The following is a 19104-nucleotide window of genomic DNA, read 5'->3' as shown; positions in this document are numbered from 1 at the left end:
GTGGCGATTGACGATGCCGACTATTTTGCCGAATGTCGGCACTCGGTTTTAATAGTCACTCTCGCCGCGAGTTGCTTCGATGAATGCTGCCGTTGCTCAGTACCGCACCGTTCCGCTGCCCGATTACAAGGAAAAGCCGGTCGAAGAGATGCGGGCCGGCGCACAGTCGTTCTACGACGAGATCCGCACGCGCCATACGGTGCGTGATTTTTCGACGCGGCCGGTGCCGCGCGACATCATCGAGACCTGCATTCTCGCCGCCGGCACCGCGCCCAACGGCGCCAATCACCAGCCCTGGCATTTCGCCGTCATTGGCGACGCCGACATCAAGCGCCAGATCCGTGAGGCCGCCGAGATCGAGGAACGCGCCTTCTACGAGGGCCGCGCCGGCGAGGAGTGGCTGAAGGCGCTGGCGCCGCTCGGCACGGACGCGTCAAAACCGTTCCTGGAAGAGGCGCCGTGGCTGATCTGCATCTTCGGCGAGCGCAAGAGCCGCTCGGCCGACGGTGTGTCGCGCAAGAACTACTATGTGCCCGAATCGGTCAGCATCGCCACCGGCTTCCTGATTGCGGCACTGCATCGCGCCGGCCTGGCGACGCTGACCCATACGCCGAACCCGATGAGCTTCCTCAACGAGATCTGCGGCCGCGACCCGCACGACAAGCCCTACATCCTGATGGTCGTCGGCTATCCCAAGGAGGGCGCGACGATCCCCGTTCACGCCACGGAAAAGCGCCCGCTATCGGAGATCGCGACGTTCCTGTGAGGGCTGGCCTATAGGGCCGGTTCGTGAGGCGACGGCCTATCCGCCCTCGCTGACGGCGAATGGATTGACGATCCGCAGCCGACTTTCGATGACCTTGCCGTTCTGCATGTCTTCCGACCAGAGCACGGCGCAGCCGGCACGAAGTGCGGTGGCAACCGCAAGCGCATCGTAGAACAAGAGGCCGTCGTGTTCGGCCAGTCTCAGGGCTTCTGTGTGGATTTCCGCATCCAGCGGCAGTACGCGTGGACACAGCGTGCGGATGATCGCGATGGCGTCGCCGATCTCGGCCCAGCTCATGCCAAGCTGGCGATGCGCGACATTGGCGAACTCGTTGAGCCCCTGGACGCTGATGCTACAGCCCTTGGCCAGTAACTGTTCGGCCGCCTTGCTGCGCGGGTCGGTGGTAAAGGCGTAGACGAGGATGTTGGTGTCGAGCAGTTCGCCGACAGCAGCCATTACCGGACGTTTGCCTCGTCGCGGTCGAACCGCCACCCGGCGGGCAGCGGCTTGCGCAAGCCACGGATGCGCTCAAGTGCACGTTCGCGGCTTTTGTCGAGAGCGATGTCGAAAGCGCGCTCGCCGGCAACCCGGATGTCGATCTCGTCACCCTCTTTCAGGTCAAGCGCCTCGACGACCTGGGCGGGCAACCTGATGGCGAGACTGTTGCCCCATTTCGAAATCTGCATGCCGGCCTCCTTGATATACATTAAGAATGTGTATCATCGAGACTTGCAATCCAAGGGCAGCCTACTCCGCGGCGCCCTGGAAGGCGCTGGCGCCGGTGTCGAACTGCAGCTTGGCAAGGCGGGCATAGATGCCGCCCTTGGCGACAAGGCCGGCATGCGTGCCTTCCTCGACGATGCGGCCGCCATCCATGACCAGGATGCGGTCGGCCTTCAGCACTGTCGCCAGCCGGTGCGCGATGACGATGGTGGTGCGGCCCTGCATCAGGTGCTCGAGCGCCACCTGCACATGCTTCTCGCTCTCGGCGTCGAGCGCCGATGTCGCTTCGTCGAGCAGCAGGATCGGCGCGTCGCGCAGGATGGCGCGGGCGATGGCGATGCGCTGGCGCTGGCCGCCTGACAGCGTCACGCCACGTTCGCCGACCTGGGTCTCGTAACCGTTCTGCAGCTTCTCGATGAAGCCGTCAGCGAGCGCCGCCCTGGCTGCTGCCTCGATGTCTGCCCGCGCTGCGCCGGGCCGGCCGAAGCCGATATTTTCCGCCGCCGTGCTGGCGAACACCGTCACGTCCTGCGGCACGATGGCGATGCGGTCGCGCACCGCGCGCGGATCGGCCTTTTGCAAGTCGACGCCGTCGATGACAACAGCACCTGCCTCGGGATCGTAGAAGCGCAGCAGCAGCGAAAAGACCGTGCTCTTGCCGGCGCCCGAGGGGCCGACGATGGCCACCGTCTCGCCCGGCTTGACGGTGAAGCTCAGCCCGTGCACGGCGGCACGGTCGGGCCTAACCGGGTAGGAGAAGGTCACGTCGCGGAATTCGATCGCGCCTGTGCTCTTCGCCGGCAGGGCGACGGGCAGGGCGGGGGCCGCGACTGTCGGCGTCTCGGCCAGGATCTCGGTGATGCGTTCGGCGGCACCGGCTGCGGAACTGAGCTCGCCCCACACCTCCGACAGTGCCCCAAGCGCGCCGGCGGCAAACACCGAATAGAGCAGGAACTGGCCGAGCGTGCCCGGCGACACCACGCCTTCGAGCACGTCGCGCGAGCCGAACCACAACACGGCGACGACCGAGGCGAAGATGGTGAAGATGGCAAAGAAGGTCAGCACGGCGCGGGCCAGCACCGAGGCGCGGGCGGCGTTGAAGGCGGTCTCGACCGCGGCGGCGAACTTGCCCGTCACCAGGCGTTCGTTGGTGAAGGCCTGCAGCGTGCGGATCGCGCCGATCTGCTCGCTGGCAAAGGCGGTGGCGTCGGCAAGTGTGTCCTGGGCCAGCCGCGACTTGCGGCGCACGGAACGGCCGAAGGCGACCAACGGCAGCACGATCAGCGGGATCGCGGCGATCACCAGGCCCGACAGCTTCGGGCTGGTCACCACCATCATCGCCAGCGCGCCAAGGCCGAGGATGACGTTGCGCAGGGCGACCGAGGCGGTGGCGCCGACGGCCGACTTGATCTGGGTGGTGTCTGCGGCGAGACGCGACACGATCTCGCCGGACATCGCCGTATCGAAGAAGGCCGGCGACAGCGAGGTGACATGGGAAAAGACGTCGCGGCGGATGTCGGAGACGACGCGCTCGCCGAGGGTGATGACGAAATAGTAGCGGCAGGCCGAGGCCAGCGCGAGAAGGGCTGCGATCGCCACCAGCATGGCGAAATATTTGGCGATGAAGTTCGAATCGGCCGAGGAAAAGCCGTGGTCGATCATCCGGCGCACGGCGATCGGCAGCGTCAGCGTGGTGACGGCGGCGGCGACCAGCGAAATGATCGCGCCGATCACCAGCCTTGGGTAGCGGTAGAGATAGGGCGAAAGCCGGCTCAGCGGGCGAAGCGAACGCCGGCGCTCTTCATTCGCGGCCGTTGTCGTGCTCGCCATGCTATTTCCCTCTCGGCCACGGCCCATTTGCAAGCGCCCGGCCTTGTGATTCGAAATCGGCTGATGTATAGGCACGCCGACCGTTTCTGAAGCTGTGGCCTATCTAGCCGTGGCTTCGAATTTTCGAAAGAGGCGCATCGCCGCAGGATACCTGCGCAAGCCGCGCCGCGACAGCAGGAACAGAGCGATGAAAGCCGATATCCATCCCGACTACCACGCCATCAAGATCGTCATGACCAATGGCACCGAATACATGACCCGCTCCACCTGGGGCAAGGAAGGCGATACGATGAACCTCGATATCGACCCGACCACGCACCCGGCCTGGACCGGCGGCCAGCACAACCTGCTCGATCGCGGCGGCCGTCTGTCGAAGTTCAAGAAGCGCTACGAAGGCCTCGGCATCTAAGCCGGCCCGCTTCAAGCATATCAAGAACCCGCCCTCGTGGCGGGTTTTTTGTTTTCCGGGTCGTGTTGGCGCAAGCTGTTGCGCAAACACGTGAGGATGCGCTGGGCACTGACGCCCTCCCTCCCCTTGTGGGGAGGGATAAAGGGTGGGGGTCCGGCTACACGCGTTCGTCTGCCGGGTGCGCAAGTTACCCCCACCCCTAACCCCTCCCCACAAGGGGAGGGGAATCCCGCCTACAACGCCGCGATCTCCCGCAGCGCCATCGCCTTGTAATCGGCCACCAGCGCGTCGCCCTCGGCGCGTTCGACCGAGATCGCCAGCCGCATCGTCGCCTCGCCCAGCGACATGATCAGGAATGCCTTGCGCTCGACCTCGACCGTATCGGCGCCGGGCGCGACGCGGTGCCACGCCTCGGCCAGCAGCGCGCCATTGGCCCTGGAGTCGCGCAGGTCGATGTCGCGCAGCGCCTTGTCGGCCTGCGTGCCCGACCAGATGTCGCGCATCACGGGTTCGGCCAGGAAGATGCCGTAATAGACGTCGATCAGCCCGCCGAAGGCGTCGATCAGCCCCTTCATGTCGCCCACGCCGGCCAGCCCGTCTGAAATGCAGGCGCGGCCTTCGGCATTGTAGCGCTCGGCCAGCGTGCGGATGATCGCGCCCTTGTCGGGAAAGTACTGGTAGAGCGAGCCGATCGACACGCCTGCGCGTTCGGCCACTTCGCCCATGCGCATCGCGTCGCTGCCGCCTTCCGAGATCAGCGCGCTTGCCGCCTGCAGCATGCGCTCGACGCGTTCCTGGCTGCGCTTCTGGCTCGGCGCGCGCCGCAGCGCCTGGCCTGAATTGTCTTCGATCGCTTCCATGGTTCTCTTGCCCGCAACGAATCCGCTTGACCTCCATAATATGAGGGTTTATCACATTTGCAAATGTGAGGAATACTCACGTTAACGAAGGAGGCCAAGATGACCGCACCCCAGCATGACATGAAGCCCATTCTCATCCTTGGCGGCACCGGCAAGACCGGCCGCCGCATCGCCGAGCAGCTTACGGCGCGCAATCTGCCCGTCCGAATCGGTTCGCGCGGCGCCACACCGTCCTTCGACTGGGACGACCGCGCCACCTGGGCCTCGGCGCTCGATGGCGTCGGTGCCGTCTACATCTCCTACTATCCCGACCTGGCGGCCCCAGGTGCCGCCGAGGTCGTCGGCGCATTCGCCGAATTCGCCGTCGGCATGGGCGTCAAGCGCCTGGTGCTGTTGTCCGGGCGCGGCGAGCCCGAGGCGCAGCAGGCCGAGGCCACAGTTCGGCAGTCCGGCGCCGACTGGACGATCCTGCGCTGCAGCTGGTTCATGCAGAATTTCAGCGAGAGCTTCCTGCTCGACGCCGTGCTTTCAGGCGAGGTCGCGCTGCCGGTGGGCAGCGTCGGCGAACCCTTCGTTGATACCGACGACATCGCCGACGCCTCGGTCGCCGCCTTCACTGACGAGCGCCATATCGGCCAGCTCTACGAACTCACCGGCCCGCGCCTGCTGACCTTTGCCGAGGCCGTAACCGAGATCGCCAGGGCCACCGGTCGCGATATCCGCTTTTTCGAGATCAGCGCCGCCGACTTCAAGACCGGCCTCGTCGCTGCGCAACTGCCACACGACGTAGTCGGCCTTCTGATGATGCTGTTCACAGAAGTGCTCGATGGCCGCAACCAGCATGTTGTGGACGGCGTCAGCCAGGCGCTCGGCCGGTCCGCGCGCGACTTCAAAGACTATGCCAAGACTGTCGCCGCAACCGGTATCTGGGGAGACAAGAAATGATCGCTGCAGCTTTCACCGCACTCATCTTCCTCGCGGTGCTCGGCAGCGGTATCGCGGCGGGCCTGTTCTTCATCTTCTCCAACACCATCATGGCGTCGTTTGCCAGATTGCCGGTGCCACAGGGCATCGCCGCCATGCAGCAGATCAACGTCACCATCATCAACCCGCTGTTCATGCTGGTGTTCATGGGGCTCGCGGTGCTGTCGCTGTTGCTCGGTGCCAAGGCGGTCTTCGGCTGGAGCGAGGCGGGCGCGGCCTGGCTGCTTGCCGGCAGCGCCGCCTATCTGCTGGGCTGCTTTGCGGTAACGATGGTTTTCAACGTGCCGCTCAACGATGCGATCGCCGCCGTCGACCCGGCAAGTGCCGAAGGGGCTGCCATGTGGACGCGCTACCTCAAGGAGTGGCTGCCGTGGAACCATGTCCGCACGGTCGCCTGCCTGGTGTCGCTGGCCTCGTTCGTCATGGCCTTTGCCCGCGCTGCTTGACGCATCGGCCCGACGATCGGCTTCGATCTTCGGAAAGCACCATGCGCAAAGCACGAAACGAAAAAGGCCGGGGCTGACCCGGCCTTTTCTGTCTCAAACCTGGCGCTTCCAGCGCGCCACGGCATGTTCGATCAGCCGGCCGACAAGATCGGGGTAGGATACGCCGGAGGCGGCCATGGTCTTCGGATACATGCTGATGTTGGTGAAGCCGGGGATGGTGTTGACCTCGTTGACCAGTGCCGAGCCGTCGGCGAGGACGAAGAAGTCGACGCGCGCCATGCTTTCGCAGCCGAGCGCCAGGAAGGCACTGCGGGCAACGTCCTGCAGCCTGGCCGTGGCGGCCTCCGGCAGCTCCGCCGGGATGCGCAGGGCCGCGCCGTCGGCATCGATGTACTTGGCTTCGTAGGTGTAGAAGCCGTGGCTCGCTGCCGGCGCGATCTCGCCCGGCACGGAGACGGAGAGCTTTCCGTCGGGCGCCTCGAGCACGGCGAACTCGACCTCGCGGCCGGCGACGAACTCCTCGATCAGCACCTTGCGGTCATATTTGAAGGCCTCGGTAAGCGCGGTGTCCAGCTGCTCTGCCGTCTCGGCCTTGCTGACGCCGACGGATGAGCCTTGCCGCGCCGGCTTGACGAAGACGGGCAGCCCGAGCTCGGCCTTGATGGCATCGAAAGAGGGACGGTCGCCAAAATGCACGGTCACGCCACGCGCCACCGGCACCCCGGCCTGCTTCATCAGCCGCTTGGCCACGTCCTTGTCCATGGCGTTGGCCGAGCCGAGCACGCCGGAGCCGACATAAGGAATGTCGGCCACCTCGGCGAGACCCTGGACCGCGCCATCCTCGCCGAACGGACCATGCAGCACCGGAAACAGCACGTCGACCCTTGGCAGTTCGAACGGCGTTTCGCCGGCGGGCAGGGCGACCATGCGTCCCTTGCCGCCGGGCACCAGTGCCACCTCCGTGCCGCCCACGGGCACCGCCTTGGGCAGCGCGCCGTCGCGGTCGAGTTCAGCCAGGAACCAGCGGCCGTCGCGGGCAACGCCGACAGGCACCACCTCGTATCTGGAAACATCGATCGCCTTGACGACATTGCTTGCCGACATGAGCGAGACGTCGTGCTCGGAAGAGCGTCCGCCGAAAAGAACTGCGATGCGTGGTTTGGTGGTCATGGTGCTTTCCGCTCTGCCGCTGGTGTCGCGCCATCCCGCGGCGCGATGTCCTGCTTGCTCAGCAATTCGAACTTATCTGTGGCGCGGCTTGAGGGTTCGGCGGTCGCGCGTTGCTTTTTGCGCTGCTCAGGCCGGGTCCTTGGACTTGTGGCCCTTGCGGTCGGAATGGCCGAGGTCGCGCTCGGGGTCGATGATGTCGCGCACCAGCTGTTTCAGCTTGGCCGCATCGGGAAAGCCGCCGTCGCGCTTGCGGTCCCACACCAGCGTGTCGTTGCATGTGATAGTGAACACGCCGCCCGTGCCCGGCACCAGCGTCACCTCGCCAAGCTCCGTGCCGAAGGTCGACAACAGCTCCTGAGCCATCCAGCCGGCACGCAGAAGCCACATGCACTGGGTGCAGTAGGTGATGCGGATCTGGGGCAAAGGGGCGTCGGTCATTGGCAACCCGCTGCTGAGTGGTGCGTCCTTCGAGGCCCGCTTCGCGGGCACCTCAGGATGAGGAAGGACGGTGCCGTCCCTCCAACGGTTCGATGTTCAGGCCAGTGGCAACACCAGATTGTGCTGGGCGCCACGGTCCTCATCCTGAGGTGCTCGCCCAACGGGCGAGCCTCGAAGGACGCAGGACAAAAGGTGTCAAACGAAAACGCCCTGGGTTGCCAGGGCGTTCTGAACTCAAGCAGCGCTGAGCTTGGCCATCGTTGCTTCGTCGACTTCGAAGTTGGCGTAGACGTTCTGCACGTCGTCGTCGTCTTCGAGCGTGCCGACAAGCTTCATCAGCGATTGGGCGCGCTCTTCGTCGACCGGAATGTTGTTCTGCGGCTTCCAGATGATCTTCACCGACTCGGCGTCGCCGAGCGAGCTTTCGAGCGCCTTGGACACCTCGCCGAGGTTTTCGAAAGCGCAGATGATGGTGTGGCCGTCCTCGTCCGACTGCACGTCGTCGGCGCCGGCCTCGATTGCCGCATCCATGACCTTGTCCGCATCGCCGGCGGTCGCCGGATAGACGATTTCGCCGACACGGTCCCACATGAACGACACCGAGCCGGTTTCGCCAAGCGCCCCGCCTGATTTGGTGAAGGCTGCGCGCACGTTGGAGGCCGAACGGTTGCGGTTGTCGGTCAGTGCTTCGACGATCAGCGCCACGCCACCGGGGCCATAACCCTCGTAGCGCACTTCTTCATAGTTCTCGGCGTCGCCCATCGAGGCCTTGGAGATGGCGCGGGCGATGTTGTCCTTGGGCATCGAAACGGCCTTGGCGTTCTGCACGGCAAGGCGCAGGCGCGGGTTCATCGTCGGGTCGGGCACGCCGGTCTTTGCTGCAACGGTGATTTCGCGCGCGAGCTTTGAGAACATCTTCGACCGCACCGCGTCCTGGCGGCCCTTGCGGTGCATGATGTTCTTGAACTGTGAATGGCCGGCCATGGGACCCCTGTTTGTCGCTTCGGCAGTGTTGGAATGGGCCGCGTTATAGATAAATCGGCTCAATACGTCCAGCGTTTGGCCTTCGACGAACTCGCGAAAACGTGACTCTACCGCCTACCGGCTGGCTGAGATAGTGCGGCCTCGCCACGAACTTCCGAGAGCGCCATGCCCCTTCGCCTGTTCGCCGCCTGCATTGCCACCCTGTTGGTCGGTTCGATGCCGGCATGGGCGGCGGACGATCCGGTGCCCAGCAAATGCATGGCCATCGCCCAGGCGCTGCCCGAGGCCACTTTTGCCAGCTTTACCCCGGCTCAGGCCTTCGTCGATGGCGACGTCACCATCACCTATGCCGGCCACTCGACCTATGTCATCGAAACGCCCGGCGGCGTACGCATCGCGACCGACTATAGCGGCATCTACGGTTCAAACCCGCTGCCGCGCATCGTCACCATGAACAAGGCGCACCGCACCCACTACAGCGACTTTCCCGACAAGGGCATCGAACACGTGCTGCGCGGCTGGAATCCGGACGGCGGTCCTGCGAAGCATGCGCTGGTTGTCGAAGACGTCTATGTCCGCAACGTGCCGACCGACATCAGGCGCCTCAGTGAGATGGAGCGCGACGGCAATTCGATCTTCATCTTCGAGGTCGCCGGCCTGTGCATCGGCCATCTCGGCCATCTGCATCACCGGCTGGAGGACGCGCACTACGGCGCCATCGGCAGGCTCGACGTCGTCATGGTGCCGATCGACGGCGGCATGACATTGTCGATCGACGCGATGACCGAGATCACGACCCGGCTCTATTCCTCGATGATCCTGCCGATGCATCGCCACTCGACGCCGATCGGTGAGTTCACCGCGATGATGGGTGACGGCTTTGCCGTCGAGTTCCGCGACAGCCGCTCGCTCAAGGTGTCGCTGAGATCACTGCCCGACCGGCCGACAATCATTGTCCTCGAAGGCGTCTGACGTTGCTTCAGCTGCTGCCGACACGGACCTGGTTGCGCCCGCCGGCCTTGGCTTCGTAGAGCGCGTGGTCTGCCTTCACCAGCATCGTGTCGATCGTTGTGTCGAGCTCGGCGCGGCATGCCGAAACGCCGACGCTCACGGAAAAATCGAGGTGTGGGCTCGAAGCCATCGCGATCACGGCTTCATCGACTGCAACGCGGATACGTTCGGCGAGCGCGGTTGCCTCGATCAGGTCGGTTGCCGGCAGCAACACGGCGAACTCCTCGCCGCCAAGGCGGCCGAACAGGTCGCGGGCGCGCAGGTGTGTCGACACCAGCGCGCAGAATTCCTTGAGCACGGCGTCGCCGACGGCATGACCGTGGCGGTCGTTGATGTGCTTGAAATGATCGAGGTCGAGCATCATCACGGCAATATTGCCGCGCGTTTGCACAAGTTCGCCGAGCCTGTCCTGGCCGCGCTCGAAGAAGGCGCTACGCGACAGCGCACCGGTCAGCATGTCGTAGGTTGCCAGCTGCGTCAGCCTGTCGATCAGGTCCCGGCGTGCCGAGTTGATGCTGGCCACCGTCAAGGGGCCGAGCGCGGTAAGCGCTATGCCGAGCCGTATCGAATCGAGCGAATTGATCAGGTCGGGTAGCGTCGGAATGGCGACAATGCCGGCGGGGATGGCGATCAAAAGCCAGATGCACAGCAGCATCGTCTGTACCGATGTCGTGAACAGGCTGTAGCTCAGCGCGCACCACAGCAGGGCCGGCATCGGAAAGGCAAGCGTACCGGCGCCGCCGATGAGCACGCCGGCCATGACGGACAGGATCAGTGCAAGGCAGGGCAGCCAATGCACCACGTTTGCGCGAGACATGGCGCTGGCGGAGCTGAGGTTGCTGGCAACCATGCGGAAGCCGGGAAACGTCAGGATCGGCGGCAGGATGATCAGGTTGTTGGCGAGTTCGGTTACCCACCAGAAGACGACGCCCTGGGTCAAGTCGCGATCGAACAGCACCGCGACTGCGCCTCCGCCGACAAGCGCCGAGACCAGGGCCAGCACGCAGCATATGCCAAACAGGTAGAGCACCGAGATGGCATGCCGCAGCCTGCGGTCCTTGTCGGTGACAAACTGGAAGCAGAAGTAGCCGGTCACCGAGCCGGCCATGTTGGCAATGGTCAGCCACAGTGTGATGTGCCAGCTGCCCCCGGTGACGAGGTCGGCGGCGATGTAGCCCAGGAAAGCCGCGGCCCATGCCTCGGGGCGGGCATAACGCGGGTTGCGCACCATCATGCCGAGAAGGATGGCGTTCGCCGGCCAGAAACTAGCGAGGAAGCCGACAGGGCGGGTGAGGATTCCGAAAAGTGCCGCAGCGAAAATCACGCCGCCGACGATTGCCATGCCTCTCACCCGCTGGCTCGCAAGCGATGCGGCCAGCGGGCTGTTGGCGTCAGTTACGCTCATTAGCCCAATACGCCCGACAAAGATGTCCCTTAGCCCATACTCACCGAGTGGGGTTTCAATGGCCTTAGCATATATTAGGGCTTTTGAAACAGCCCTTGGTTGCACCTTCGGATTACCACTGTCTTGGAGATTGCGGAGATCGTTCGGGCGAATGGCCGCTGTTGGCGTCAGAAATGGGTCTCCCACGGTGGACCGTGGGAGACATTGCTGGAGATGTCAGGCCGCCAGCCTAACGTCCAGATCCTGCAGCGTGGAATGACCGAGGAAGCCACCGGAAGAGGTTGCTGGCGCCTCGTCCTCGATGGCATGGGCGAAGATCACCGCCGGGTCGGCTTCAAGCTTGGCCATGTGCCTGTGGATGCCGGGGAATTCCTTGGCGATGTCGAACAGGCCGAGATCCTCGCCCCAGCGCGCGATGCCGATGAAATAGGCGTCGGCCACCGTCTTGCTGTCGCCGGCCAGCCACTCGCTGTTATCGAGCACGCCCTGCAGGAAGGCATAGTCCTTGGCAGCCTTTTCACGCGCCATCTTGCGCAGCATGTCGCGGCCGAGGGTATCGCTGTCGTCCAGCTTGAAGGCATTCCAGCCATATCCGAGATCGGAATGCAGCGAGGTGTGCAGGTAGGAAAGCGTCCAGTTCAACTGGTCGAATTCCTTGCTGCCCTGGACGAAGCCGAGCCCCTTGTCGAGGCCGCGCGCGGCGATGTTGTGCAGGATGGCCAGGCTTTCGGTCAGCGTTCCGCCGTCGCTGGTGATCATCGCCGGCGTCTGGCCGAGCGGGTTCACCTTGGCGAAGGTGCCGGAGCGTTTGGCCATCATGTCGATGCGGTGCAGGCGGTAAGGCTGGCCGAGCCATTCGAGCGCCACGATCGAGCCGAACGAACAGCCATGCGGCACGCCGTAGAAGAGTACAGGTTCCATGTAGAGTCCTCTTGAAATCGGACCGCGAAACAGTCGCGGCGTGCCGCAGAACCTATGCATTGCATTCGTTCCAACAAGTACCTACAATTTTGTAAGGTACTGACTTCAAAGTAAGAATTGAGGATTTCATGGCTAAGACACAGCCAGATAGTTGTGGGCTCGGCCCGGCCTTCCAGGTCATTGGCGGCAAATGGAAGGCGCTGATCCTGTGGCTGGTGCACACCGAGCCGCGCCGCTTCGGCGAGTTGAAGCGTCTGGTGCCCGACATCAGCGAGAAGATGCTGATCCAGCAGCTGCGCGAGATGGAGGCCGACGGCCTCGTCCACCGCGAGGTGTTTCACCAGGTGCCGCCGCGCGTCGAGTATTCGGCGACGCCGCTCGGTCAGTCGCTCGACGATGCCCTGGTTCCGCTCGCCAACTGGGGCAAACAGCATGGCGCCGCCATCGAGGCGCGCAAGACGAACGCCGCCTAGGCCACGACGGATATTGGGCTGGGGCCGCGCCTCAACCCTCCAGGTCGAGCTTCAGCCGGTCGAGGATCGACATTGCGTGGCTGGCGTATTCACTGATCCAGCGGTCGTGGATCTGCTTGATCGGCAGCGAATTGAGGTGGTTCCAGCGCTCGCGGCCGCCGCGCCGCGCGACCACCAGATCGGCCTCCTCCAAGACCTTCAGATGCTGCATCACGGTGCAGCGGTCCATGTCGTCGAAGCGCTCGCAAAGCGCTCCCGTCGTCAGCGGGCCATCTTTCAGGCAATCGAGCATCAGGCGCCGGCGTGGATGCGCCAGGGCCTTGAAAACATTGTCGTCTTTCGAATCGCTTGACATGTTATGTTTTTATAACACATTATCGCCAAGTGCAAGCATAGGAGGCTCACAATGTCCTTGGAATTCAAGGTTTCGGGGCGCATCGCCAAGCCCGTCCACGAGGTGTTCGACGCGGTCGTCAATCCGAAGAAGCTGAGTGGCTACTTCACCACGCTGAACGGCGCCAGCGCGCCGCTGGTCGCCGGCACCACCGTCACCTGGTGGGGTTCGGTGCCGGTCGAGGTCGACGAGGTCGAGCTGGACAAGCGCATCGTGCTGCGCTGGGACGCCGAGGTGGCCGAGGGCCAGCCGGCCTACAAGACCAGGATCGAGATGGGCTTCGAGGTGCTCGAGGACGGCTCGACGTTCGTTACCATCGGTGAAACCGGCTGGGTCGAGGACGCGGTCGGGCGCAAGGCGTCCTACGGCAATTGCGAAGGTTGGGCCGAGATGCTGTCGGCGATGAAGGCCTGGCTCGAATACGGCATCAACCTGCGCGAGGGCTTTTACCCCAGCGAGATGCGCGGTGAACTGCCAACGACAAGCGAACGCAAGTGAGGAGGGAAGAGACCATAGGTGCAAAGATCGAAGGTGGCATCAACATCGCCATGAAGGTGCCGAGCCACCAGTACGAAGCGACAATCGCCTTCTACCGCGACGTGATTGGCCTGGAGGGCATTCCGGAGAAGGCGCCTGCCGTCGGCTTCAGGCTTGGCCCGAACCGGCTCTGGATCGATGAGGCCCCGACGATGAGCCAGGCCGAAGTCTGGTTGGAGCTGTTCACGCCCGATTCTGCTGGCACGCTCAAGCAACTCGGCGATGCCGGTGTGGTGCGCTGCGACCCGATCGAGCCGCTGGGCGAGAGCTTCCGTGGCGGCTGGATCATGAACCCGGCCAACATCGTGCACATGGTGCGCGAGCCCGACGCCTGGTGAGCCTGAAAAAGATTGGGCGGCGGGCACTCCCGCCGCCCGATCTCGTCAAACCGCGTGAAACCGCATCTCGCCCTGGTTCAGGAAGCAGGCCTTGTCGAACAGCCTGAGATCGAGCGGGTTGGGCAGCCTGACATCCCCAAGGTCCGGCACCGCCTTCGTCGACGGGTCGTAGGAGCGGTCGATCTGCGAGATCATCACCACGATCAGCCCCTTGTCGCGCGCCAGTGCCTTGAGCGTCCGCACCTGCTCCGTCAGCTCCGGATTGTCGCGCTTCTGGTCGAGCAGTTGCAGATAGTCGACCACCACCACGGTGCCGCGCGGCGCGGTCGCCATCCGCCTGGCTATATGCTCGGCGTTGATCGCATCGGAGCTGTCGAGTTCGAACAGGACGCCGAATTGCGCCCGGTCAACGCCGATGGCGCGGAAGCGGTCGAGCACCTCCTTTTCGGTATATTCCAGCGTGAAGAAGGTGCTGCGCTGGCCTGCCTTCATCGCCTCAACGGCGAGCTCGAGACCCATCAATGTCTTGCCCTGGCCGGGTCGTGCCCCAAGCAGCACCATGTCGCCGGGCGCGAGGCGTGCGAACAGCTTGCCCGCTGGCCGGGTGGCCGCTGACGTGGCGGCCAGCAGGCTCCATGCGCCAAAGCCTTCCTCGGCCGCCACGCGGTCGAGGGCCTGGTGCAACGGCATATGGCCGGTCCTGACGAGAAGCCTGGCCTTGCGCTTCAGCACGGGTATGGGGGCGGAAAGTTTCATGCGGCGAACCTCCTATTGCGAGCAGACTTCGCAACCCCTCCTTATGCGTTCGCTCGAACAGTTGGCTCGGAAATCGAGACACCCCGCACGAACTGTACTTTCCCGGTGGAAGGGGGAGGCGTGGGCCGCGCCAGAATCAGATCATAGCCCAGATCATGTCGGTCCGGAATCGGCACCAAAACGAAAACGGCGGGCACCTGGCCCGCCGTTCGTCGTGTCCGTCAATGGCCGCCGTCGATGCGTTGCTGCTTGCGCCGGTTCCGCTGCAGCATGTTGAGGCCCTCGACCAGCGCCGAGAAACCCATGGCGGCATAGATGTAGCCCTTGGGCACATGGTAGCCGAAGCCGTCGGCGATCAGCGTCATGCCGATCATCAGCAGGAAGCCGAGCGCCAGCATGACGATCGTCGGGTTCTTCTCGATGAACTTGGCGAGCGGGGTCGCTGCCAGCAGCATCACGGTCACGGCGACGATCACGGCGATGTACATGATGCCGATCTCGTCGGTCATGCCGACCGCGGTGATGATCGAGTCGATCGAAAACACCAGGTCGAGCAGCAGGATCTGGAAGATCGCCGCGCCCATCGAAAGCTGCAGCGTGCGCGACACCATATCGTCCTTGTGGTCTTCGGGATCGACCGAGTGGTGGATTTCCTTGGTCGCCTTCCACACCAGGAACAGGCCGCCGGCGATCAGGATCAGGTCGCGCCAGGAGAAGCCGTGGCCGAACGCCGTGAACACGGGCGCGGTCAGCGCGACGATGAAGGAGATCGTGGCCAGCAGCACGAGCCGCATGATCAGTGCGGCGCCGATGCCAAGCCGCCGTGCCTTGGCGCGCTGCGCCTCCGGCAGCTTGTTGGTCAGGATCGAGATGAAGATCAAATTGTCGATGCCGAGCACGACCTCCAATGCAATCAGCGTCAGCAGCGCCACCCAGGCGGTCGGGTCGTTGACGAAGCTGAAATACGGCGCCAGGAATTCGATCATCTTGGTGTCCCCTTAGTCCTTATGGATAACAAACGAGCGGCCGCGAGGCCGCTCTAACATTTGCTGACGTGTTGCGGGCAAGTAGGTGTCCACTGGCCCCTCGTCAATGTCAGGACCAGAAGGAAGGTACGGTTTCTTCGAGCCGGGGGCCGCGACGCAATGGCGCAATGCGCTCGGCGAGGCCGGTGCGGTCGGAGATGTCGACGCCGACGCCGCAGATCGTTGCCGGGCCGTTGGCGGCCTCGAAGCGGCCCTTCGGCACTTTCGACAGGAAACGGTTGAGCGGCTCCTCCTTGTCCATGCCAAGCGAGGAATCATAGTCGCCGCACATGCCGGCATCGGTCAGATAGGCCGTGCCGCCATTGAGGATCTGGTGGTCGGCGGTCGGCTGGTGCGTGTGCGTGCCGACGACGAGGCTGGCGCGGCCATCGACGAAATGGGCAAAGCACATCTTCTCGCTCGTCGCCTCGGCGTGGAAGTCGATCACCACCGCGTCGGCCTGTTCGCCGAGCGGGCAGGCGGCCAGCTCGCGCTCGCCGGCCTGGAATGGATCGTCGAGTTCAGGATGCATGAACACCCGGCCCATGATGTTCGACACCAGCACGCGCGCGCCACTCTTGGCGATGAACAGCCCCGAGCCGCGGCCCGGCGTTCCCTTGGGAAAATTGGCCGGCCGAAGGAAACGCTCCTCGCGCGGCGCAAAGGCCAGCGCCTCGCGCTGGTCCCAGACGTGATTGCCTGTCGTCACCACGTCGGCGCCGGCAGCGATCGTCTCGCGGAAGATCTCTTCGGTGATGCCAAAACCGCCGGCGGCGTTCTCGCCATTGACGATGACGAAATCCAGCCGGAAATCCGAAATCAGGCCGGGCAGCTGGTTCCACACCGCTGTGCGCCCGGCCTTGCCCACCATGTCGCCTAGAAAAAGAAGTCTCATGACGTCATCTACAATTCAGTGGCGAACCGGCGCAACCCGCTTTCCGTCAGTATTTCGGGGATGACGACGTCGTGGTTCTCATCAGGCACACGCTCGACTTCCTGGCAATCGAAGGCGATGCCGATCAGCCTGGGTTCGATGCCCTTGTCCTGCAGCTTGGCGATCGCCCGGTCGTAATAGCCGGCGCCGTAGCCGATGCGGTGGCCGCGCGCGTCGAAAGCGGCAAGCGGCACCAGCATGATCTCAGGGTCCAGCACCTCGGCTTGCTCATGTGGCCCGACGGTGCCGAAGCCCATGTCGACCATCGGCGCCCCGCGCACCAGTTCGCGGAACTCGATTGTGTGCTTGTCGAGGATCGCCGGCAGGCACAGCCGCGCGCCATGCTCGCGCAGCGTAAACATCATCGGCCTGACGTCGACCTCAGAACGCATCGGCCAGAAGCCCGAGACGATCGTGCCGGGCTCGAAGCGGAGATTGTCGCGCGCCGTCTCGGCCATCTCCAATGAGGCCTCGATGCGCCAGAACTGGTCAAGCGCGTCGCGCCGGGCTATCGCTTCCTTGCGCAACTGCTTCTTGATCTCGCGGTGAGAGGTCATGCCGTGCCCCATTCTCCTGTCGTAACAAGTGTTTGGCACATCGGCTGTTGCAACGGCAACGCAGAAGTCGCCGCTGTCAGGGCATGGGTAGGCAGGTTTTATCCGGGTGGGGAGGGTGACGATCCACACGACCGGTGGAGAAGTCGATCCCGGAGACCTACAAAGTAGGTGGGCGCCGTGTGAAAAGACCCACGGGTCTTCCCAGGGACAGCTCCCTAAGGATCGTTAAGGCCCCGGGGAAAATGCTCTCCTGCCGGGAAGCGCAGACCGTCACCGCCAATATAGGCGCAATGGCTGCGATGTACCATGGCCATGCGACCGTCCGTGCAACGATATTTTCAGGCGCGATGTGGAGAGGTTTTCCACGGTCGGTGACTTTTCTTGCGTGCCGGCGTTCGATGCTTGAAAAGCCAAGCAATTGGCTTTCGTCCGTTTCGCGGACCGTATCTCTCCCCCGCAAGGGGGGGAGATCAGGCTGTCATCGCGCCCCGGCCAATCGCCAGCTAGCAAGGCTTTATGCTTGCTACCTCACAAAATGGGCGCCGCCTTGGACGAGACTAATCTCCCTCCTTGTGGGGGAGATGGCCGGCAGGCCAGAGGGGGGGTGCGAAGGATCACGACAGTGAAGGTTGGCTTCGTAGAGCACGACCGCCCTCGAAGCCCATTGTCAGCAACTCTGTCACCATCTCGCGTGGATAGCCGCCCCTGCTTTTCCACACCCTCCGGACCTGCCGTACACTTCCCCCATCGCCCTTACGGGACCTGGTGCGCACCGGGTATCAGGGAGGGCGGCGGTGACCTCCCGCCACGGTGTCGGTAGCCGTGGCTCCGAGGGCCCGACGACAGGTCGGCGTTTTCCGTGTGAGCCTCACAAGGCAAGCGCGGCGGGAAGATGCGGAGAAGCCGCGGCGATTGTCCATGGAATGTACATGGAGCGGCGCTGTGACCGGCCAACCTCGGGACAGACACCGAGCGGGGCGCGAGTTCGCGCCACATACTAACCTATCGGAAGGCACGGCCTCGCGCCCCGCTTCCCGACTGTTCCCCTAAACCGGGAGTGTTCTTTGACAATGGCCAGACCGGAAACGGGGCGTGGCAGTGAGTAAGCTTGCCCCTCAGCTCGCACCTCCCTAGTGTCGGCCGACGAATTTGGAGTTACGCATGCGCTTTGAAGGAACGTCGGCCTATGTCGCCGACAAGGATTTGATGGTTGCGGTCAATGCGGCGATCGCGCTGGAGCGGCCGCTGCTGGTCAAGGGCGAACCCGGCACCGGCAAGACCGAGCTGGCCCGCCAGGTCGCCGCCGGTCTCGGCCTCGAAATGATCGAGTGGAACGTCAAGTCCACCACCAAGGCGCAGCAGGGCCTCTATGAATATGATGCGGTGTCGCGCCTGCGCGACAGCCAGCTCGGCGACGGGCGTTTCAACGACATCAAGAACTACATCAAGCGCGGCAAGCTGTGGGATGCGTTTGCCGCCGGCAGGAAAGTCGTGCTTCTGATCGACGAGATCGACAAGGCCGACATCGAGTTCCCCAACGACCTGTTGCAGGAACTCGATCGCATGGAATTCTTCGTCTACGAGACCGGCGAGACGATCCGCGCCGAGGTCCGCCCCATCGTCATCATCACCTCGAACAACGAAAAGGAGCTGCCCGACGCCTTCCTGCGCCGCTGCTTCTTCCACTACATCCGCTTCCCCGACGTCGACACGCTGCACAAGATCGTCGAGGTCCACTATCCCGGCATCAAGCAGAACCTCGTGCGGGCGGCACTGACCCAGTTCTACGAGATTCGCGAAGTCGCCGGCCTCAAGAAGAAGCCGTCGACCTCCGAGGCGCTCGACTGGATCCGCCTGCTCGTTGCCGACGACGTGGCACCGGAAGACCTGCGCGCCGACCCCAAGAACGCGCTGCCCAAGCTGCATGGCGCGCTGCTCAAGAACGAACAGGACGTACATCTGTTCGAGCGGCTGGCGTTCATGGCGAGAAGGCAAGGGTGATCGAATACCCACGTTGAAGGTACCCCCACCCCTAACCCCTCCCCACAAGGGGGAGGGGGACTTTTCGGCACAGGCTGGATCCGGCCTTCAAAGGATTTGGCAGCAGCGATGATGAAGATCCCCCTCCCCCTTGTGGGGTGGG

23 protein-coding genes and 1 other RNA gene are annotated in these 19104 nt (G+C 63.9%); 9 read left to right on the top strand and 15 right to left on the bottom strand.

All coding sequences use genetic code 11. The features are described 5' to 3' along the window. Positions 1-79 precede the first annotated feature (79 nt). Positions 80-766, top strand: coding sequence for a nitroreductase family protein (locus J1C56_RS18755; protein ID WP_214391575.1), 687 nt, complete (start codon positions 80-82; stop codon positions 764-766). A 36-nt stretch (positions 767-802) separates the two neighbouring features. On the opposite strand, the gene J1C56_RS18750 is transcribed toward J1C56_RS18755, so the two are convergent. The 3 genes from J1C56_RS18750 to J1C56_RS18740 all read right to left on the bottom strand — a co-directional run bounded on the left by J1C56_RS18750 (position 803) and on the right by J1C56_RS18740 (position 3319). After that, complete coding sequence (locus tag J1C56_RS18750; protein ID WP_214391574.1) at positions 803-1222, bottom strand: PIN domain-containing protein; 420 nt, start codon at positions 1220-1222, stop codon at positions 803-805. Further along, positions 1222-1452, bottom strand: a complete 231-nt coding sequence (locus tag J1C56_RS18745; RefSeq protein WP_214391573.1) for an AbrB/MazE/SpoVT family DNA-binding domain-containing protein — start codon at positions 1450-1452, stop codon at positions 1222-1224. The genes J1C56_RS18750 and J1C56_RS18745 overlap by 1 nt, the downstream gene beginning before the upstream one ends. Positions 1453-1513: 61 nt before the next feature. Beyond that, positions 1514-3319: an ABC transporter transmembrane domain-containing protein gene (locus J1C56_RS18740; RefSeq protein ID WP_214391572.1), complete on the bottom strand. Its 1806-nt coding sequence runs from the start codon at positions 3317-3319 to the stop codon at positions 1514-1516. A gap of 187 nt (positions 3320-3506) precedes the next feature. On the opposite strand from J1C56_RS18740, the gene rpmE reads away from it, so the two are divergent. Next, entirely contained in the window at positions 3507-3728 is a 222-nt protein-coding gene (gene rpmE / locus J1C56_RS18735; RefSeq protein WP_108609677.1) for a 50S ribosomal protein L31, read from the top strand. A gap of 233 nt (positions 3729-3961) precedes the next feature. Here rpmE and J1C56_RS18730 read toward each other — a convergent pair whose 3' ends face one another. Next, positions 3962-4588, bottom strand: coding sequence for a TetR/AcrR family transcriptional regulator (locus tag J1C56_RS18730; protein ID WP_214391571.1), 627 nt, complete (start codon positions 4586-4588; stop codon positions 3962-3964). 99 nt (positions 4589-4687) lie between these two features. Between J1C56_RS18730 and J1C56_RS18725 the strand changes: the two genes are divergently transcribed. Together J1C56_RS18725 and J1C56_RS18720 are read left to right on the top strand one after the other, a co-directional pair. After that, positions 4688-5533: an NAD(P)H-binding protein gene (locus J1C56_RS18725; RefSeq protein ID WP_214391570.1), complete on the top strand. Its 846-nt coding sequence runs from the start codon at positions 4688-4690 to the stop codon at positions 5531-5533. Then, positions 5530-6018: an anthrone oxygenase family protein gene (locus tag J1C56_RS18720; RefSeq protein ID WP_214391569.1), complete on the top strand. Its 489-nt coding sequence runs from the start codon at positions 5530-5532 to the stop codon at positions 6016-6018. The genes J1C56_RS18725 and J1C56_RS18720 overlap by 4 nt, the downstream gene beginning before the upstream one ends. A 93-nt stretch (positions 6019-6111) precedes the next feature. Here J1C56_RS18720 and J1C56_RS18715 read toward each other — a convergent pair whose 3' ends face one another. The 3 genes from J1C56_RS18715 to J1C56_RS18705 form a co-directional block, all read right to left on the bottom strand. Further along, positions 6112-7188 carry a D-alanine--D-alanine ligase family protein gene (locus tag J1C56_RS18715; protein ID WP_214391568.1) on the bottom strand — a complete coding sequence of 359 codons (1077 nt, stop codon included), beginning with the start codon at positions 7186-7188 and terminating at the stop codon, positions 6112-6114. A gap of 126 nt (positions 7189-7314) precedes the next feature. Beyond that, on the bottom strand, positions 7315-7626 hold the full coding sequence (locus J1C56_RS18710) for an Rdx family protein (RefSeq protein ID WP_214391567.1): 312 nt from the start codon (positions 7624-7626) through the stop codon (positions 7315-7317). Between the two features lie 234 nt (positions 7627-7860). Then, on the bottom strand, positions 7861-8610 hold the full coding sequence (locus tag J1C56_RS18705; RefSeq protein WP_214391566.1) for a YebC/PmpR family DNA-binding transcriptional regulator: 750 nt from the start codon (positions 8608-8610) through the stop codon (positions 7861-7863). A 165-nt stretch (positions 8611-8775) separates the two neighbouring features. On the opposite strand from J1C56_RS18705, the gene J1C56_RS18700 reads away from it, so the two are divergent. Then, positions 8776-9582, top strand: coding sequence for an MBL fold metallo-hydrolase (locus tag J1C56_RS18700; protein ID WP_214391565.1), 807 nt, complete (start codon positions 8776-8778; stop codon positions 9580-9582). Between the two features lie 7 nt (positions 9583-9589). Here the strand turns inward: J1C56_RS18700 and J1C56_RS18695 are convergent, their stop codons facing one another. Together J1C56_RS18695 and J1C56_RS18690 are read right to left on the bottom strand one after the other, a co-directional pair. Continuing rightward, entirely contained in the window at positions 9590-11026 is a 1437-nt protein-coding gene (locus J1C56_RS18695) for a GGDEF domain-containing protein (protein WP_214391564.1), read from the bottom strand. A gap of 216 nt (positions 11027-11242) precedes the next feature. Continuing rightward, positions 11243-11947, bottom strand: coding sequence for a glutathione S-transferase family protein (locus J1C56_RS18690; RefSeq protein WP_214391563.1), 705 nt, complete (start codon positions 11945-11947; stop codon positions 11243-11245). A gap of 128 nt (positions 11948-12075) precedes the next feature. Between J1C56_RS18690 and J1C56_RS18685 the strand changes: the two genes are divergently transcribed. Further along, a complete protein-coding gene (locus J1C56_RS18685; RefSeq protein ID WP_214391562.1) occupies positions 12076-12420 on the top strand; it encodes a winged helix-turn-helix transcriptional regulator in 345 nt (114 codons plus the stop codon). Positions 12421-12451: 31 nt separating this feature from the next. Here the strand turns inward: J1C56_RS18685 and J1C56_RS18680 are convergent, their stop codons facing one another. Continuing rightward, positions 12452-12775: an ArsR/SmtB family transcription factor gene (locus tag J1C56_RS18680; RefSeq protein WP_214391561.1), complete on the bottom strand. Its 324-nt coding sequence runs from the start codon at positions 12773-12775 to the stop codon at positions 12452-12454. A 51-nt stretch (positions 12776-12826) separates the two neighbouring features. Here J1C56_RS18680 and J1C56_RS18675 point away from each other — a divergent pair, with 51 nt between their 5' ends. Then, positions 12827-13312 (top strand): SRPBCC domain-containing protein, encoded by a 486-nt coding sequence (locus tag J1C56_RS18675; RefSeq protein WP_214391560.1) that lies wholly within the window; start codon positions 12827-12829, stop codon positions 13310-13312. Between the two features lie 50 nt (positions 13313-13362). Further along, positions 13363-13689 (top strand): VOC family protein, encoded by a 327-nt coding sequence (locus tag J1C56_RS18670; protein WP_246591640.1) that lies wholly within the window; start codon positions 13363-13365, stop codon positions 13687-13689. 45 nt (positions 13690-13734) lie between these two features. On the opposite strand, the gene J1C56_RS18665 is transcribed toward J1C56_RS18670, so the two are convergent. The 5 genes from J1C56_RS18665 to ssrS form a co-directional block, all read right to left on the bottom strand. Beyond that, positions 13735-14445: a DNA helicase gene (locus J1C56_RS18665; RefSeq protein WP_214391559.1), complete on the bottom strand. Its 711-nt coding sequence runs from the start codon at positions 14443-14445 to the stop codon at positions 13735-13737. A gap of 221 nt (positions 14446-14666) precedes the next feature. Continuing rightward, positions 14667-15431, bottom strand: a complete 765-nt coding sequence (locus J1C56_RS18660) for a TerC family protein (RefSeq protein WP_214391558.1) — start codon at positions 15429-15431, stop codon at positions 14667-14669. A gap of 109 nt (positions 15432-15540) precedes the next feature. Next, complete coding sequence (locus J1C56_RS18655; protein ID WP_214391557.1) at positions 15541-16365, bottom strand: TIGR00282 family metallophosphoesterase; 825 nt, start codon at positions 16363-16365, stop codon at positions 15541-15543. An 8-nt stretch (positions 16366-16373) separates the two neighbouring features. Continuing rightward, on the bottom strand, positions 16374-16961 hold the full coding sequence (locus tag J1C56_RS18650) for a 5-formyltetrahydrofolate cyclo-ligase (RefSeq protein WP_214391556.1): 588 nt from the start codon (positions 16959-16961) through the stop codon (positions 16374-16376). Positions 16962-17077: 116 nt separating this feature from the next. After that, positions 17078-17233, bottom strand: a non-coding RNA gene (gene ssrS, locus J1C56_RS18645) — 6S RNA. An 889-nt stretch (positions 17234-18122) separates the two neighbouring features. Between ssrS and J1C56_RS18640 the strand changes: the two genes are divergently transcribed. Continuing rightward, entirely contained in the window at positions 18123-18962 is an 840-nt protein-coding gene (locus tag J1C56_RS18640; RefSeq protein ID WP_214391555.1) for an AAA family ATPase, read from the top strand. The last annotated feature ends 142 nt before the right edge of the window (positions 18963-19104 follow it).

The organism is Aminobacter anthyllidis, assembly GCF_018555685.1.
Classification (GTDB): Bacteria; Pseudomonadota; Alphaproteobacteria; order Rhizobiales; family Rhizobiaceae; genus Aminobacter; species Aminobacter anthyllidis.
Note: the sequence above shows the minus strand (reverse complement) of the source record. Positions and strands in the feature narration are given on the sequence as shown.